This window comes from Allobosea sp. Leaf344 (assembly GCF_001426225.1).
Classification (GTDB): Bacteria; Pseudomonadota; Alphaproteobacteria; order Rhizobiales; family Beijerinckiaceae; genus Allobosea.
This window is the reverse complement of the sequence record NZ_LMRT01000014.1, coordinates 73319-89291: the sequence shown is the minus strand read 5'-3', so window position 1 is coordinate 89291 and position 15973 is coordinate 73319. Positions and strand designations below refer to the sequence as shown.

At 64.7% G+C, this 15973-nt stretch carries 18 protein-coding genes; 11 read left to right on the top strand and 7 right to left on the bottom strand.

Annotated features, from left to right (window positions below; all coding sequences use genetic code 11):
- Positions 1-63 precede the first annotated feature (63 nt).
- From ASG72_RS12440 to ASG72_RS12410, 8 genes are all read left to right on the top strand, one after another.
- Complete coding sequence (locus ASG72_RS12440) at positions 64-717, top strand: hydrolase (RefSeq protein WP_056712741.1); 654 nt, start codon at positions 64-66, stop codon at positions 715-717.
- A gap of 3 nt (positions 718-720) precedes the next feature.
- On the top strand, positions 721-1557 hold the full coding sequence (locus ASG72_RS12435) for an alpha/beta hydrolase (protein ID WP_056712740.1): 837 nt from the start codon (positions 721-723) through the stop codon (positions 1555-1557).
- 53 nt (positions 1558-1610) lie between these two features.
- Positions 1611-1892: a XapX domain-containing protein gene (locus ASG72_RS12430; RefSeq protein WP_056712739.1), complete on the top strand. Its 282-nt coding sequence runs from the start codon at positions 1611-1613 to the stop codon at positions 1890-1892.
- Entirely contained in the window at positions 1889-3856 is a 1968-nt protein-coding gene (locus tag ASG72_RS12425) for an amidohydrolase (RefSeq protein WP_082540307.1), read from the top strand. Before ASG72_RS12430 ends, ASG72_RS12425 begins: the two co-directional genes overlap by 4 nt.
- Positions 3857-3885: 29 nt before the next feature.
- Positions 3886-4335, top strand: a complete 450-nt coding sequence (locus ASG72_RS12420; protein ID WP_056712737.1) for a DoxX family protein — start codon at positions 3886-3888, stop codon at positions 4333-4335.
- Entirely contained in the window at positions 4332-5981 is a 1650-nt protein-coding gene (locus tag ASG72_RS12415; protein WP_056712736.1) for an MFS transporter, read from the top strand. Before ASG72_RS12420 ends, ASG72_RS12415 begins: the two co-directional genes overlap by 4 nt.
- Before the next feature lie 330 nt (positions 5982-6311).
- Complete coding sequence (locus ASG72_RS20340) at positions 6312-6503, top strand: DUF1330 domain-containing protein (protein ID WP_082540306.1); 192 nt, start codon at positions 6312-6314, stop codon at positions 6501-6503.
- A 276-nt stretch (positions 6504-6779) separates the two neighbouring features.
- Positions 6780-7640: an alpha/beta fold hydrolase gene (locus ASG72_RS12410; protein ID WP_348271599.1), complete on the top strand. Its 861-nt coding sequence runs from the start codon at positions 6780-6782 to the stop codon at positions 7638-7640.
- Between the two features lie 108 nt (positions 7641-7748).
- Here the strand turns inward: ASG72_RS12410 and ASG72_RS12405 are convergent, their stop codons facing one another.
- Both ASG72_RS12405 and ASG72_RS20775 read right to left on the bottom strand, forming a co-directional pair.
- A complete protein-coding gene (locus ASG72_RS12405) occupies positions 7749-8141 on the bottom strand; it encodes a response regulator (protein WP_056712735.1) in 393 nt (130 codons plus the stop codon).
- The gene (locus ASG72_RS20775) at positions 8138-8284 is read right to left on the bottom strand and encodes a hypothetical protein (RefSeq protein ID WP_156395941.1); all 147 of its coding nucleotides are present in this window, start codon (positions 8282-8284) and stop codon (positions 8138-8140) included. Before ASG72_RS20775 ends, ASG72_RS12405 begins: the two co-directional genes overlap by 4 nt.
- A 407-nt stretch (positions 8285-8691) precedes the next feature.
- Between ASG72_RS20775 and ASG72_RS12395 the strand changes: the two genes are divergently transcribed.
- The 3 genes from ASG72_RS12395 to ASG72_RS12385 all read left to right on the top strand — a co-directional run bounded on the left by ASG72_RS12395 (position 8692) and on the right by ASG72_RS12385 (position 10854).
- A complete protein-coding gene (locus ASG72_RS12395) occupies positions 8692-9390 on the top strand; it encodes a ferritin-like domain-containing protein (RefSeq protein ID WP_056712732.1) in 699 nt (232 codons plus the stop codon).
- A gap of 42 nt (positions 9391-9432) precedes the next feature.
- Positions 9433-10086 carry a ferritin-like domain-containing protein gene (locus tag ASG72_RS12390; protein WP_056712730.1) on the top strand — a complete coding sequence of 218 codons (654 nt, stop codon included), beginning with the start codon at positions 9433-9435 and terminating at the stop codon, positions 10084-10086.
- Positions 10087-10200: 114 nt separating this feature from the next.
- Positions 10201-10854 carry a dienelactone hydrolase family protein gene (locus tag ASG72_RS12385; protein ID WP_162246246.1) on the top strand — a complete coding sequence of 218 codons (654 nt, stop codon included), beginning with the start codon at positions 10201-10203 and terminating at the stop codon, positions 10852-10854.
- A gap of 148 nt (positions 10855-11002) precedes the next feature.
- Here the strand turns inward: ASG72_RS12385 and ASG72_RS12380 are convergent, their stop codons facing one another.
- The 5 genes from ASG72_RS12380 to ASG72_RS12360 all read right to left on the bottom strand — a co-directional run bounded on the left by ASG72_RS12380 (position 11003) and on the right by ASG72_RS12360 (position 15961).
- Complete coding sequence (locus tag ASG72_RS12380; RefSeq protein WP_156395939.1) at positions 11003-12091, bottom strand: alpha/beta hydrolase; 1089 nt, start codon at positions 12089-12091, stop codon at positions 11003-11005.
- A gap of 343 nt (positions 12092-12434) precedes the next feature.
- On the bottom strand, positions 12435-12893 hold the full coding sequence (locus ASG72_RS12375) for a MaoC family dehydratase (protein ID WP_056712727.1): 459 nt from the start codon (positions 12891-12893) through the stop codon (positions 12435-12437).
- A gap of 40 nt (positions 12894-12933) precedes the next feature.
- Positions 12934-13707, bottom strand: coding sequence for an enoyl-CoA hydratase/isomerase family protein (locus ASG72_RS12370; RefSeq protein ID WP_056712725.1), 774 nt, complete (start codon positions 13705-13707; stop codon positions 12934-12936).
- A 26-nt stretch (positions 13708-13733) separates the two neighbouring features.
- Positions 13734-14921 (bottom strand): CoA transferase, encoded by a 1188-nt coding sequence (locus ASG72_RS12365; RefSeq protein WP_156395938.1) that lies wholly within the window; start codon positions 14919-14921, stop codon positions 13734-13736.
- A 65-nt stretch (positions 14922-14986) separates the two neighbouring features.
- Positions 14987-15961: a tripartite tricarboxylate transporter substrate binding protein gene (locus tag ASG72_RS12360; RefSeq protein ID WP_056712723.1), complete on the bottom strand. Its 975-nt coding sequence runs from the start codon at positions 15959-15961 to the stop codon at positions 14987-14989.
- Between the last annotated feature and the right edge of the window lie 12 nt (positions 15962-15973).

Below are 15973 nucleotides of genomic sequence, written 5' to 3'. Positions count from 1 at the left end.
CGTCATGACGACCTGACGCCTGCGACACCGCATCTCTCATATCCTTCAACCGGAGCCATTCAGATGCCAACCGCTGTCGCCGCACCCGGCAAGACTCTGCTCTCGCCGCAGGACCACACGCTGATCCTGATCGACTTCCAGTCACAGATGTCCTTCGCGACCAAGTCGATCGACGCGACCGCGCTGAGAAACAACGCCGCTCTGATCTCGCAGGCCGCCGCCGGGTTCGGCGTCTCGACGATTCTCACCACGGTTGCCGAGAAGAGCTTCTCCGGCCCGATGTTCAGCGAGATCACCGAGGCCTTTCCGGGCCAGGCGCTGCTCGACCGGACCTCGATGAACACCTGGGAGGATGCCGGCGTCATCGCCAAGGTCAACGAGATCGGCAAGGCGCGCATCGTCCTGGCCGGGCTCTGGACCAGCGTCTGCATCGTCGGCCCTGCCCTGTCGGCGCTGGATCAGGGCTATGATGTCTACGTCATCGCCGATGCCTGTGGCGACGTCTCCGACGAGGCGCATGAGCGCGCCATGGAACGCATGGTTCAGGCCGGCGCACAGCCGATGACCGCCTTGCAATACCTGCTCGAACTGCAGCGCGACTGGGCCCGCACCGAGACCTATGACATGACCACCGGCATCGCCAAAAAGCTCGGCGGCGCCTACGGGCTCGGCATCGTCTACGCCAAGACCATGTTCGGCGCGCAGGAAGGTCACTGAGCCATGCCGACGATCACCGCGAAGGACGGCGTCGCGATCTTCTTCAAGGACTGGGGTCCGAAGGATGCCAAGCCGATCATGTTCCATCACGGCTGGCCGCTGAGCGCCGATGAATGGGACAACCAGATGCTCTTCTTCCTCTCGAAGGGCTATCGCGTCATCGCCCATGACCGGCGCGGCCACGGGCGCTCGGCACAGGTTGCCGATGGACATGACATGGACCATTACGCCGCCGACGCCTCCGCGATCGTCGAGCATCTCGACCTGCGTGGATCAGTCCATATCGGCCACTCCACCGGCGGCGGAGAGGTCGCCCGCTATGACGCCAGGCATGGCGAACCGCAGGGACGGGTCGCCAAGGCGGTGCTTGTCAGCGCCATCCCACCGCTGATGGCGAAAGCCGAATCCAACCCGGGCGGGCTGCCGATCGCGGTCTTCGATGGATTGCGCAAGGCACTCGCCGACAACCGCGCCCAGTTTTTTCTCGATCTGCCGACCGGTCCATTCTACGGCTTCAACCGGCCGGGCGCGGCGGTCTCCCAAGGAGCCATCCAGAATTGGTGGCGCCAGGGCATGATGGGCGGCGCCAAGGCACACTACGACGGCATCAAGGCCTTTTCCGAGACCGACCAGAGCGATGACCTGAGGGCCATCGGCGTGCCGACCCTGGTGATGCACGGCGAGGACGACCAGATCGTGCCGATTGCAGCTTCGGCCCATCTCTCGGTCAAGCTGCTCAAGAACGGCACGCTCAGGACCTATCCGAACCTCTCGCACGGCATGCTGACCACCCACGCAGATCTGATGAACGCAGACATCCTGGCCTTTATCGAAAGCTGAAAGGAAGGGGGCCCGTTTTGGCCGGCCCAGTATGTCGGAAACTGGAGGGCGGAATGAAACTCTACCTGATGGCTCTCGGTGCAGGCCTGCTGGTCGGCGTGATCTACAGTGTGCTCAACATTCGCTCGCCGGCGCCACCGGTCGTGGCGCTGATCGGCCTTCTCGGCATTCTCGCCGGCGAGCAGATTGTCCCTGTCGCGAAGCGCATCATGGCCGGGGAAAAGCTCAGTCTCGGCTGGCTGAGAAGCGAATGCGGCGAGCATGTCTTCGGGGCCTTGCCCGCTCGCTCCGCCGTCAAGGATTGCACGAGCGGCTCCGGAGGCACACCATCATGAACCCGACACGCCGACAGACGGCGCTTGGTGGCGCAGCCGGCGCATTGTCGGCCCTTTTCAGCGGATCGACTGCCGCACAGACATCCGGTTCAGGAGCGAGTGCCATGATCGCAGACCTCATTCTGGTGAACGGCCGCTTCACCACCCTCGACCAGACCAACCCAAACCCGCAGGCCGTCGCCATCGCGGGAGGGCGTTTCATCGGAGCCGGTGCCGAAGCGGAAATGCGGGCGCTTGCCGGTCCCGCGACGCAGGTGGTCGATCTCGGCGGTCGCCGCGCCGTGCCAGGGCTGATCGACAGCCACATGCACATCATTCGCGGCGGGCTGAACTTCAATATGGAACTGCGGTGGGACGGCGTGCGCACGCTCGCCCAGGCCATGGAGATGCTCAAGAAGCAGGTTGCCGTGACGCCGCCGCCGCAATGGGTGCGCGTCGTTGGCGGCTTCACCGAACACCAATTCGCCGAGAAGCGTCTGCCGACGCTGGACGAGATCAACGCGATCGCGCCGGACACGCCGGTCTTCATCTTGCATCTTTACGACCGAGCTTTGCTCAACGGGGCCGCCCTGCGCGCAGCCGGCTATACCAAAGACACGCCCAATCCGCCGGGCGGCGAGATCCAGCGCGACAATGCCGGCAACCCGACCGGCCTGCTGCTGGCCAAGCCCAACGCCACGATCCTCTATTCGACCCTGGCCAAGGGCCCCAAGCTGCCGCCTGAATACCAGCTCAACTCCACCCGGCACTTTATGCGTGAGATGAACCGGCTCGGCGTCACCACGGTCATCGACGCCGGCGGCGGCTTCCAGAACTATCCTGACGATTACGCCATCATCGAGAAGTTGCACGCCGAAGGACAGCTTACCCTTCGGATCGCCTACAATCTCTTCACCCAGAAACCGAAGGAGGAGTTGGCCGACTTTGCTGGCTGGGCCAAGCAGGTCAAGCCCGGACAGGGTGACGATCTCTATCGCCATAACGGCGCCGGGGAGATGCTGGTCTACTCGGCCGCCGATTTTGAGGACTTCAGGTTCGAACGGCCGGAGATGCCGCCGTCGATGGAGGGCGATCTCGAGCCCGTGGTTCGGCTGCTGGCCGAGAACCGCTGGCCCTGGCGTCTTCATGCCACCTATAACGAGACGATCACGCGGGCGCTCGACGTCTTCGAAAAGGTCAACCGTGACGTGCCGCTGCAGGGCCTGCACTGGTTCTTCGACCATTGCGAAACCATTAGCGACCGCAATATCGACCGCATCGCGGCGCTGGGCGGCGGCATCGCCGTGCAACACCGGATGATGTTTCAGGGCGAGGATTTCGTCGAGCGCTACGGCGCGAAGGCCGCTGAGCGTACGCCTCCGATCGCGCGCATGCTGGAGGCGGGCGTACCGGTCGGCGCCGGTACTGATGCGACCCGTGTCGCCAGCTACAACCCTTGGGTCTCGCTGGCCTGGCTTGTCACCGGCAAGACGCTGGGCGGCCTCAAGCTCTATCCACAGCGCAACCTGCTCGACCGCGAGAGCGCGCTCCGGCTCTGGACGCAGGCCAATACCTGGTTCTCGACCGAGGAAGGCAAGAAGGGCCAGATCAAAGCCGGCCAGCTTGCCGATCTCGTCGTACTCGACCGCGACTACATGTCGGTGCCGGAGGACGAGATCCAGGACATCGAGAGCGTGCTGACCCTGCTCGGCGGCAAGCCGGTCCATGGCACAGGCGATTATGCTGGCATGGCGCCACCGCTGCCGCCGGCTATGCCGGACTGGTCGCCGGTCAGGAGCTTCGGCGGCTACCAGAAGCGCGCCGCGCTGGACGACCGCAAATACGCCTTTGCGGCGTCGTGCGGCTGCGCCAGCGCCTGCGGCGTCCATGGCCATGCGCACGCCGCCGCGCTCGCCGCTGCGACGCCAGCCCGCGACGAGGGCGCCTTCTGGGGAGCGCTCGGCTGCTCCTGCTGGGCCTTCTGAGCAGTACCTCTCAGCGAAGGATTTGCGTCATGTCGGCTTCGCCGCTCTCCGCCGTCCAGTCGGCCGCCGAAAACCTGCTCGGGCAGTCCTGGCTGACCACGCTCGCGCGGATCGCGGTCGCCCTGCCCTTCCTGCTCAGCGGCGTCGCGAAGCTCGCTGATTTCGGCGGCGCGACGTCCGAGGTGCGCGGCCTGACCGGGTTCGAGCCGGCGGAACTCCTCGCCGTCTTGGTCATCATGACCCAGCTCGGCGGCTCGGCCCTGCTGATCGCTGGTGGGCGCTATGCCTGGATCGGCGCCGTGGCGCTCGCCGGCTTCACCGCCATCGCGACGCTCTTCGCCCATGCCTTCTGGTTGAAACCGGCGGCTGAGCGCTTCCTGCACCAGAATATCTTCTTCGAGCATGTCTCGATCATCGGCGGCCTCGTCCTGCTGGCGATCCTAGCGGCCCGCTCCAGCAGAGGTGCGCGAGCCCGATGACGCAAGCGCCTCACACCGCCGCGAAAGCGCCGACCTCTTCATCGGCATTCTCGCCGTTACAGCAGCCGGTCTTTGCCGTGCTCTGGGCGGCGACCATTCTGGGAAACATCGGCACCTTCATGCGCGATGTCGCCAGCGCGTGGCTGGTGACGGATTTGTCCGGCTCACCCTCTGCGGTGGCGATGATCCAGGTTGCCGGTACCCTGCCGATCTTCCTGCTGGCGATTCCCGCCGGCGTGCTCTCTGACATCGTCGATCGTCGCAAGCTCCTCATTGGCGTCCAGATCCTGCTCGGTCTGGTCAGCGCGTCTCTGTTGGCTCTGGCGCTCACCAACAGCCTGACCGTCGAGATCTTGGTCGGGCTGACTTTTGTTGGCGGCGTCGGCGCAGCGCTGATGGGGCCAACCTGGCAGTCGATCGTGCCCGAGCTCGTACCGAGATCCGACTTGCGCAACGCGATCGCGCTTAATTCACTTGGCTTCAATATCGCCCGCTCGATCGGACCGGCGCTCGGCGGGGTGCTGCTCGTCACCTTCGGAGCGGCCGCGACCTATGGCGCGGACGTGATCAGCTATGTCCTTGTCATCGCTGCTTTGATCTGGTGGCGGCGTCCCGCCGGGGCCGATGACGACCTGCGCGAGCATTTCGGCGGCGCCTTCCGGGCCGGGCTGCGCTATGCCCGCGCCAGCCGCGAACTGCACCGGGTGTTGCTGCGCGCGACACTTTTCTTCATCTGCGCCAGCGCGATCTGGGCTCTGTTGCCGCTTGTGGCGCGCCGGCTGCTCGAAGGAGGCGCCGGCTTCTATGGCCTTCTGCTGGGCGCGGTCGGCACAGGGGCCATCATCGGCGCGATCGTGCTACCGCGTATCCGGGCGCGCACCGGCGTCGATCGCATCATGCTCGGTGCGGCGCTCGTGACCGCTGCCATCAGCGCGGCGCTTGCGGCCGCGCCACCGCAATGGCTCGCGGTCATCCTGCTCCTCATTCTTGGCGGCGCCTGGATTGCGGCCCTGACCACCTTCAACGGCACGATCCAGGCAATCCTTCCGAACTGGGTGCGCGGCCGGGGTCTGGCGATCTACCTGACGGTGTTCAACGGCGCCTCGGCTGCCGGCAGCCTCCTCTGGGGCCTGGTTGCGGAAGCGATCGGCCTCCAGGGCGCATTGGTCGCGGCGGCTTTGGCACTGATCGTCGTCGCCTTTGCATCGCTGCGTCTGCCACTGCCGGAGGGCGAAGCCGACCTGACCCCCTCGTCGCATTGGCCGGAGCCCGCCATCGCCGTGCCGGTCGAGCATGATCGCGGCCCGGTGACGATCACGATCGAATACCGTATCCCCCGCGAGAGCCGCGCAGCCTTTCTGGCGGCCATCGCCCGGCTCGCCCCCGAGCGGCGCCGCGACGGCGCCTTCGCCTGGGGCGTCAGCGAGGATGCGGCCTCTCCCGAGCGCATCGTGGAATGGTTCATGGTCGAGTCCTGGGCCGAGCACCTGCGCCAGCACAAGCGCGTGTCGCAGGCCGATGCCGACGTGCAAGCCGAGGTGAGGCGCTTCCATGCCGGGCCTGAGGCACCGATCGTCACGCATCTGCTCGGGCTTTCAACGCAACGGGAGGGCCGCAAGACCGGTGCGGCGCATCACGTATCATGAGCTGGGCATGGTCGGCTTCGTGTTCGAATTTTCGCCTCCACGATGTCGTAGGCGCCGCGCTGGTCGCGATCCTCGGACTGAGCGAGACCGCGCGCTTTGCACAGACCTCCACCAGCCGCCCTGCTTATGAAAGCCACCGCTTCAACGAGGATTGGTCGCCCGTGCGCGACCCAGCTCTGCGGACCGACCCGTTCGACCCGGTCAAATGGATTCCGCTGAACGGCGACGGGTCGGTGTATCTGACGCCGGGCGGCGAGTTCAGGGCGCGCTATGAATCCTCGCGCGATCCGGTCTTCGGCCTCGGTTCGCCGCGCCGCGCCGCAATGACTATTGGAGGGACAATGGTCGGGCGATCTTATCGCTATCGCCTTCCCGGACAGAGCCGCAGCCCGGGCCTGGTACGCGTCGAGAGAGTACCAAGCCATCATCGGGCTTCGTACGCGCAACGCTTGCGGAGCCGTAATCATCATCGACGGGGTCTTGGGCGATCACCTAGCCACCGACGTTCTTGCGCCATCGTAAGCGCTCGCGTATCGGGCACGCCGTCTCCCCGTGAGCAAGGTACGAGGCACGTGCAGCCGGCACCTGATTAGACGCTTCCCGGCCCGATCCGGCCACCTCAACTGAGTGGAGGAACGGCGGCCGGGCGGCGCCATAAGCTGACTCAAGGCGATCGCCAAAAAGCGGACGCTGGAAGCACTCAGTCGACTAGAGCGCTTCGTTGACCTTGGTACGTTGCCAAGCCATCGCAACATCAAGACAGTTCGGACCCAAACACTGACCAATGCGTTGCCTCAGGTGGAAGCGGCTCAGTCTGATGGCTGCTCCGCGATTGCGCCAAGCCAGAAGGACACGCCGGTGACTTTGCACTTCGTTCGTCATGGCGAAGGCCCCCGCCTTCTGCTGGTTCATGGCTTGGGTGGGACGTGGCGGTCCTGGAGCACGATCCTCCCGCCGCTGGCGGAGGCGCGTGAGGTGACCGCCATCGATCTACCGGGTCATGGCCAAACACCAGCGGCGGCAGACAGCGGCACCTTCGCCGGCCTTGCTGACAGCGTGGAGCGCTTCATCCTGGAGCAGGGGCTGGACGGCATCGACATCGTCGGCAGTTCGCTTGGGGCGCGGATCGTCCTGGAGATGGCGCGCCGCGGCAGGGTCGGTGCTACTGTCGCTTTGGACCCTGGCGGTTTCTGGAGAGGCTGGGAGCGAACCTACTTCCGGACGACGCTCGCGGCATCAATCCGTCTTCTCCGAGGAGTGCGTCCGGCACTGCCAACTCTCTCACGCTCAGCGGTGATGCGCAGCGCGCTTTTGGCGCAGCTCTCAGCGAGACCCTGGCGCCTGGATGGCGAGGTTGTCGCAACGGAACTGCAAAGCTTTGCCAGCACGAAATCCTTCGATGCCCTTGTGCGCGATCTTGCGACAGGGCCCGAACAAAAAGGTCCCGCGGCTGATTCTACCCGTCCTCTCGTCATTGGCTGGGGCCGCCAAGACCGTCTGTGTCTGCCGCGACAGGCTGCTCGCGCTCAAGAGGCATTTCCATCTGCCAAGATGCACTGGTTCTCAAAGTGTGGTCACTTCCCGATGTGGGACCGCACAGACGAGACGGTGCAACTCATCCTAGAGACGACGGGCACTGGCCTGCTCCCAGTTTCATAGACGTCAGGATCAGCTTTCATAAAGCCGGAAAGAGCCTTCGGCCAAAATTCACAGCGACGTAACGCCAAAAGGGACTGGCCGACTGCAGATCATCGGACATTCGCGGGCTTAAGTGACTTCCGGCAGCAATCTATCGCTTGGCAGGAGCCGGCCCAGGGTCGCAACCAACTGATCAAAGCTGTAGGGCTTCATCAGCACGGGACGATCTCGGTAACCCTCGCCCACAACGCCGCTGCCGTAGCCCGTCGAGAACAGGAAGGGCACGTTGAGCGCCGCCAATGCGTCGGCGATCGGATAGCTCCTGTCGCCGTTCAGGTTGAGGTCGAGCATCGCGACGTCGAAGGTGCCGGTGTCGAGAACGGCCAGGGCCTGCTTGACGGTCGCCACCGCGACGACGGACTCGCAACCCATGTCCTCCAGCATGCCCTCGATCATCATGAGCAGCATCATATCGTCATCGACGACAAGCACGCGGACGCCCCATAGCAGCGTGTCGGTCATGACAGGGCTCTAGGCGCGGGAATGTCGATCGTGCAGACGACGCCGTCCGCGCGGTAGTCCAGATCGACCGTGCCTTCAAGTTCGTGGGCCAGGCCACGCGTGATCACCTTCGAACCGAACCCGTTGCGGGTCGGCTGCGACACCGGCGGCCCGTCCCTCTCCTGCCAGCGAATGATCAGCCGATCGTCGTCAAGTTCGTCTCGATCGCCCAGCCGACTATGATCGACCCGGCCTCGTTCGCGAAGGCGGACGCCGATAGCACCATCCGCATCTGGCCATCTATCCATATGTTTGCCCTCTCCAATATCTCAAAAATTATCCCTGGCGCCCACACGACAGAGGCGTCGCAAATCCTGATTGCATCCAAAATTTGAAAAGGCGCGTAGTCGCATTCATGTCGATATATAATTTCGCTGCACTTTTTGTGCGGCGGATATTTTCTTGAAACTGAAAATGGATTTATTCAGATTATTCTCTAAATACTTTTCAGATCAGGAACATTACAGAGCGTAATCAGTTCGGCATCAATACCCAACCGTCGAGATGCACAATGACTGAACAGCAAAACCCTTCCATTGCGAAGCATAGGCCAGTCGAAGGGCGCCGCGCGTTCCTGCGGTGGTCCGGCGTGGCCGCGGCGGCCGCCGTCGCATTCGGCGTGAACGTTCCCGGCCTCAAGCTCGGGGAAGCCTTCGCCCAGTCCCGCGCTGTGGATCTTGGCGGCGGCGATCTCGGCGTCCTGAACTACGCCTATGCGCTGGAGCAGCTGGAAGCGGCCTTCTACACCCAGGTCATCGCCAGCCCCTACGCCGGCATGAACGCTTATGAGCGGACGCTGTTGAACGATATCCGCGCCCATGAAGTCTCGCATCGCGAGTTCTTCAAGAAGGCTCTCGGCGCAAACCGCATCCCGGACCTTGAGGTCAACTTCTCGGCGGTCAACTTCGGCGACCGTATGAGCGTGCTGAAGACGGCGATGACCTTCGAGGACCTTGGCGTGTCGGCCTATAATGGCGGTGGCGCGGCGATCCAAAGCCCGAGGTATCTGGCGGCGGCCGGCTCGATCGTCTCGGTCGAGGCGCGCCATGCGGCCACGATCCGCGACATGCTGCGCCCCTTCACCGAATACTTTGCCGGCGACGACGTAGTCTCGCGCGGCGGGGTCGATGTCTCGAACCCGCCCTCGGCCGTCCTTCGCGCCGCCGGTCCATTCATCGTAACACCGGTCACCGCGACGCAGCTCCCCTGAGCGCGCTCCTCGGTTCGACCTCTCATTCGAAAGGCACCCACCATGAACAACGATATGCTGCTCTCCACCCTCGATCCCGATCTCGCCGGCGCGCTTGCGTCGAGAAGGGACCTGTTTCGCTCTACGGCGATGAAGCTCGGCGCGGTCGCCTCGGCTCCGGTCGTCCTGGCGGCCGTCTCCACCCAGGCGTTCGGCCAGGGCATGCCCGCCCAGGTCGCGGAGGTTCTCAACTTCGCGCTGACGCTCGAATACCTGGAGGACGAGTTCTATCGCCAGGGTCTGCGAGCCGGCGTCGTGCCGGATCGCTTCTCGGTGGTTTTCCGACAGATCAGTGAGCATGAGGCCGCGCACGTCACCCTGCTGAGCTCGACGCTCGGTGCCGGTGCCGTCGCCAAGCCGCAGTTCGATTTTACGGCAGGCGGCAAGTACGCAAACGTGTTCCGCGACTTCAAGACCTTCGCCACCTTGGCGCAGACTTTTGAGGACACCGGTGTGGCGGCTTATGCCGGCCAGGCTCCCGCCCTGATGGGATCGAACGCCGCCCTGACGACCGCGCTTCGCATCCACTCGGTCGAGGCGCGGCACGCCGCCGAGGTCCGACTCGTTCGCGGCGTGAAGCCCTGGAAGGGCGCCTACGACAAGGCGATGACCAAGCAGCAGGTAATGGCGGCGGTGACGCCTTTCATCGACGCCTGATTGCGGAATGACCGGCGCCATGCCGAATACGGGCATGGCGCCATCGACATGGAACGGAGGCGTCACATACATCGTCGAATGTTCATCGTTGGAACTGCTTGCGCGATGATGCCCGTGGCGGCTCATGCCCAGGCCCGTCGAGGTTCGCCAACGAGCCGTATCACCATCGAGCGCTTCGATGCGCCGGGTTCTGGTCCCCATCCCGTCGTCATGCTGTTGCACGGCTCGGACGGCCTGTCCTATCCCGGCCGCTACGCGACCGCGGCGCGGTCGATCGCGGCTGCCGGTTTTACCGTTTTCCTGCCGCATTACTTCGAGAGCACGGGGGACCGTCGTGCGGCCTATGGTGAAATTGGATCGAAGTTTCCGGCTTGGCTTGCGGCCAATTCCGCTGCCCTCGATCAGGTCGTCGCCGCACCTGGCGTCGCCCGCAACCGCATCGGCGTCGTCGGCATCTCGCTCGGTGGCGCGCTCGCACTGGCGCTCTCGGCGCAGGACGCACGCGTGAAGGCGATCGTAAATTATTTCGGCTATCTGCCGGGACAGCTCAGGGCTGCTCGCCGATTCCCGCCGACGTTGATCCTGCATGGCGATGCCGACCGGATCGTTCCGGTCTCCAACGCCTTTGCCATCGAGACCTTGTTGCAAGCCAGGGGCGGCGTTGTCGAGCGGCAGATCTACCCTGGCCAGGGACACGGCTTCGGCGGCGCGGCCTTTACCGACGCGGCGAGCCGAACGGCCACGTTTCTCGAACGATACATTGGCTGACTTGATCGATAGAGGCTGCCGTTGTCGGCGATATCACCGAACATGCGCCGGGGGCTATAACCGGATGGACCTGACCAACTGAAAACGGCGCCCTAATCTGGCGGGGGCCGTCTCCTTGTCGGCTCCAAGGCCCGGAAAGGCGATGGGGTCACATCCCACCAAAACCCTTCTTGATCTGCATTACCGCGAAGTCCTGCGCTTCCTTGGCCTTGGCGACGACGGCGTCCATGCCAAAGAACTCGTGCGTCACGCCGGTGTAGAGCTTGTGCTCCGTCGCGACGCCGGCAGCCTTCAGCTTCTCGACGATCATGTCGCCGTCAGACTTGAGCGGGTCGATCTCGGCATTGATCACCGTCGTCGGCGGAAGGTCCTTCAGATTGGCGGCCACGAGGTTCAGCCGCGGATCCTGGGTGTCGCTGCCGCCATTGGTAGCGTGCTGGACGAACCAGGCCATCATCGGCGTGTTGAGCGGCTTAGCGGCCGCCTGCTCCTTCTTCGACGGGGTGTCCATGCTGGTCGTCGCGACCGGATACACCGACACGACCGCGACCGGCTTGGTTAGGTTCTGGTCGCGGGCGGCGATGGCGGTGTTGATCGCCAGGTTGCCGCCGGCGCTCTCGCCGACCAGCGCGATCTTGTTTGGGTTGTAGCCCCAGCCCTGCGCGTTCTTCAGCACGTATTTATAGGCCTCGATCGCCTCGTCATGGGCAGCGGGGAACTTGCTCTCCGGACCCATCGGGTAATCCACGGAAACCACGGCGGCGCCGGTCTTCCTCGCGAGCGCGGAGGGCGTCGCGTCATAGACGTCGAGGTCGGCGATCACCCATCCGCCACCACGGAAATAGACTATGACCGGGAGGTTCGAGTCCTTTGTGGCGTTCTCTGGCACGTACCAGCGCAGCTTGAGATTCCCCATGTCGGCGAAGCGCTGGTTGGAGACCTTCAAACCCTCGTGCGGCTTCACGTCGAGCTTCTTATCCTTGATGATCTTCATCACGGAGTCGGTTGGCGTCGGCTGCTTGCGCGCCTCGCTCGGCTCCACCGACTCGATCGGCTTGCCGTTCATGCCGCCCAGGACCGCCAGGACCTCGGCCATGTCGGCGTCGGGTTGCGGCGCCACTGCGGTCGCCGCCGCCGGCGTTGGCGTCGCGGTCTGCGCGGGGACCGGGGTCATCGCGCTCGTTGCCATTAGCATGGCGAGAGAGACGCTTCGCAGCGTGGTGGGAAACACGGTCATCGGTAATCCTTGGTTGGGTCGCTGATGGACCAAACCTCTGGATTTCATACAAGTTCCGCGATTAGAGGCGGCCCTTCGCAAGCAGCTGCTGGATGGCGTGACTCAGCAATTGCACGGCAATTCGTCGCTATTGCGCCAACTGCTGCCATTGGGCCGTTGCCCTGGAGCAGACATTGCCGGGTGGCGGACTGACTCCTGTTGGCCCCTAGCTGACATTGAGAGTGCCTGGTCGCCGCGGCATCCGCGGTGCAGCAGGTATAATCACCGTAATGGTTGGCATGCTGGAACGCCAGGCCATGAGCAGAATGGTCCGGACCGATAGAATTAGCTTTCCCTGCAGCGATCACACGGCCGGCCGCTTCTTCTGCAGACCAGAGCGGCGGCAATGGGCAACCAGATCGCCTTGCTGGTTATAAGCCCGGTGCAGGAACGTCACGATGCCCGCATCCGGGCGCGAGCGACTGTCGCGTAGTTCCACGACCTCCGACTCGACGCGGATCGTATCGCCGTGGAAAAGCGGCTTGGGAAAACGCACCTCGTCCCAGCCGAGATTGGCGATCGCGGTTCCCAGCGTAGTGTCGCCGACCGATATTCCGACCATCAGGCCCAGAGTAAAGGCGCTGTTGACGATGCGCTGGCCGAATTCGGTCTGCGTCCGACAATACTCCTCGTCGAGATGCAGATAGGCCGGGTTATGCGTCAGCGCGCTGAACCAGACGTTGTCGGCCTCGGTGATCGTCCGCCGGATCTCGTGGCGGAAGACCTGGCCAATGGACAAGTCGTCGAAATACAAGCCAGCCATGGCGGGCGTCCTCTCTGATGTGACGGTGGCGGATCGCGGCTCAGGAGCCGGTGAAGCGCGGCGGCCGCTTCTCGGAAAAGGCCAGCGACCCCTCCTGGATGTCCTCGCTGGTCTGGAGCAGGCGCAGCATGAGCTGTTCGAGCCGCAGGCCGGTCGGCAGGTCGACATCCCAGCTGCGCAGGGCCAGCTCCTTGGCCGCCTGCACGGCGAGCGGCGCATTCGCGCAGATGCGGTCGGCATAATTGCGCGCCACGCTCATCACCGTGTCAGCCGGGACGATTCGGTTGATCAGCCCCCAGCGCTCGGCCAAGGCCGCGTCGACGCTGTCGCCGGTCAGCAGCAGCTCCATCGCGAGCGCATGCGGCAATTGCCGGATCAGCCTCTGGGTGCCGCCATTCGCTGGGAACAGCCCGCGCTTGACCTCCGTCACGCCGAAGCGGGCATGGGGTGCGGCGATCCGGATGTCGGTCGCCAGCATCAAGGTCATGCCGCCGCCGAGGCAATCGCCATTAACGGCAGCGATCACTGGTTTCCACAGTTCGAGCCCCCGGTTCAAGAGCTGGCCCTGCTGCGTCAGCATCAGCTCGGCGAGCGGCGGCGCGGCCGCGGTGAAGCTCTTGATGTCGGCGCCGGCGGTGAAGGCTTGGTCGCCGGCGCCGGTGACGATGGCGGCACGGATGCGCGCATCGTCACGGATCTCGATCCAAGCCTCGGACAAGGCCCGGTAATGCGCCGCATCCATGGCATTACGCCGCTCCGGCCGGTTTATCGTGATGATCGCGACCGATCCGTCCCGGGTCAGGTCGATCGACATGAGCGCACTCCGTCAAGCGTGGGGGCTCAGGCGACCGCCCGCTCATCGCGCAGCGAGGCGATGTCGGCGGCCGAGAATCCGATTTCGGCGAGCACGGCGTCGGTATGCGCACCGAGATCGGGTGGCGGCAGGCCCGGCTGCGCCGGCTCCCCGTCGAAGCGCACCGGCTGGCCGATGCCCTTCAGCCGGCCGCCGGTTGGGTGCTCGTAATCCAAAACGATGCCGCTCGCGGCGGTGTGGGGGTGCGCGAGCAATTGCGCCAGCGAGTTGATCGGCGAGCATGGGATACCGGCTCGCGACAGGGCCTCGTGCCAATGCGCCACCGTTCGTGCCGCGAGCGCGGTCTGGACATGGACGAGCGTCGCTGATCGGTTCCGGACCCGGTCGGCATTGCTGCGGAAATGTGGGTGATCGACGATCGCCTCCAGCCCCGCCGCCGCGCAGAATTTGCGCCAAAGATGATCATTGGCGACGCCTATCATGATCGGCCCGTCCTGCGCCTCGAACGCCTGGTAGGGGCACAGCGCCTCATGGCTCGAGCCGCATTTGGGCGGCTGGACGCCCTTCTCCCAATAGGTCTGCAGATTGTATCCGAGCAGCCCCATCGCCGTGTCATAGAGCGAGACATTGACGGTGCCGGCCTTACCGGTCATTGCGCGCTGGTAGAGCAGCGCAAGGATGCCGCTCAGCGCATGGGTGCCGGTCATCTGGTCGATCGGCGAGATCGGGCTGCGGATATGCCCGCCCGCCGCGTCGCCGGTCAGCGCCATCACCCCGCAGAAGGCCTGGAGGATGACGTCGTAGCCCGGCGCATCGCGCATCGGGCCGGTTCGTCCGAAGCCGGAGATGCTGCAATAGATCAGCCGCGGGTTGAGCTGGCGCAGAGTCTGCGCGTCGATACCAAGCCGCTCGACCACGCCGGTGCCAAAGCTCTCGATCGCGATGTCGGCGCGTTCCGCGAGCCGGTGGACGATGTCGCGCCCGGCCTGCGTCTTTAAGTCGACAGCGATGCTGCGCTTGTTGCGGTTGGCGCTGAGGAAGACGGCACCCAGCCCGGGGCCGCGGAACGGCGGCCAGCCGCGAGTCTCGTCGCCGCCGAGCGGCTCGACCTTGATCACCTCGGCGCCCATTTCGCCGAGATACTGGCAGCAGAGGGGCCCGGCCAGAACCTTTGTCAGGTCGAGAACCCTGACTCCCTTCAACGGCTTAGGCACGATTATTCTCCTGCTGCGTGATGCGGCGCCGCCTATCCCGACGACCGGCGCGGGCCGAGGGGGCCTCACTTCTTCTCGATCTTGGCGATCTCGACGAGATCGACCCAGCGCTTGGCGTCCTCATCGACATAGGCGGCGAGTTCGGGCGGGGTGGTGGAGAGGATTTCCGAGCCGATCCTGTCGATGAAGGCGACCATCTCCGGATCGCGCAGCAGCGTGTTCAGCGCCGTGTTGAGACGCTGAACGACGGCCGAGGGCGTGCCCGCCGGGGCGAAGGCCGCGACCCAGGCGACGATGTTGAAATCAGGCACGCCGAGCTCGATCACGGTCGGGATTGCCGGTAGGGTCGGGATGCGCTTTGGGCCGGTCACGGCCATGACCTTGAACTTCTTTTCTTGCAGCATGCCGAGCGCGCTGGCCGGATCGGGAAAGAAGACGTCGATCCGCCCGCCGATCAGGTCGGTCAGTGCCTGTGGCGACCCGCGATAGGGCACATGCACCATGTCGAAGCCGAGCCGCGCCTTGAGCAGCTCGCCCGAAGCGCGACTGCCCGTATTGCCGCTGCCATAGGTCAGGGCTGGTTTCGCCGCCTTGGCCGCGCTGACGAAGCCGGCGAAGTCGTCGGCGGGGAAATCGAGCCGCGTCGCGACCATGAAAGGGATGCGGATGATGCCCCCGACCGGGGCAAAATCCTTCCTGGGATCGTAGGGCAATTGCCGGTAGATCGCCGGATTGGCGGAATGGGTCGTGTTGGTGGTGATGAACAGGGTGTATCCGTCCGGCTGCGCCGAGGCGACCGCCCGCGCCGCCAGGATTCCGTCGGCGCCGGCCTTGTTCTCGATCACGAAATTCTGGCCGAGCTGCTTCTGCAGCCCCTCCCCGACCTTCCGCGCCACCGCATCGGTCGCGCTGCCGGCCGGGAACGGCACGATGATCGTTACAGGCGATTGCGGATAGGCGCCGCCTTGGGCGAAGGCCGCTGTCGATGCGGCCGCTATGAGGGCCGCGATGCAGAGCCGCCTGGTGATGTCGGTGATCATGCTGCATGTCTC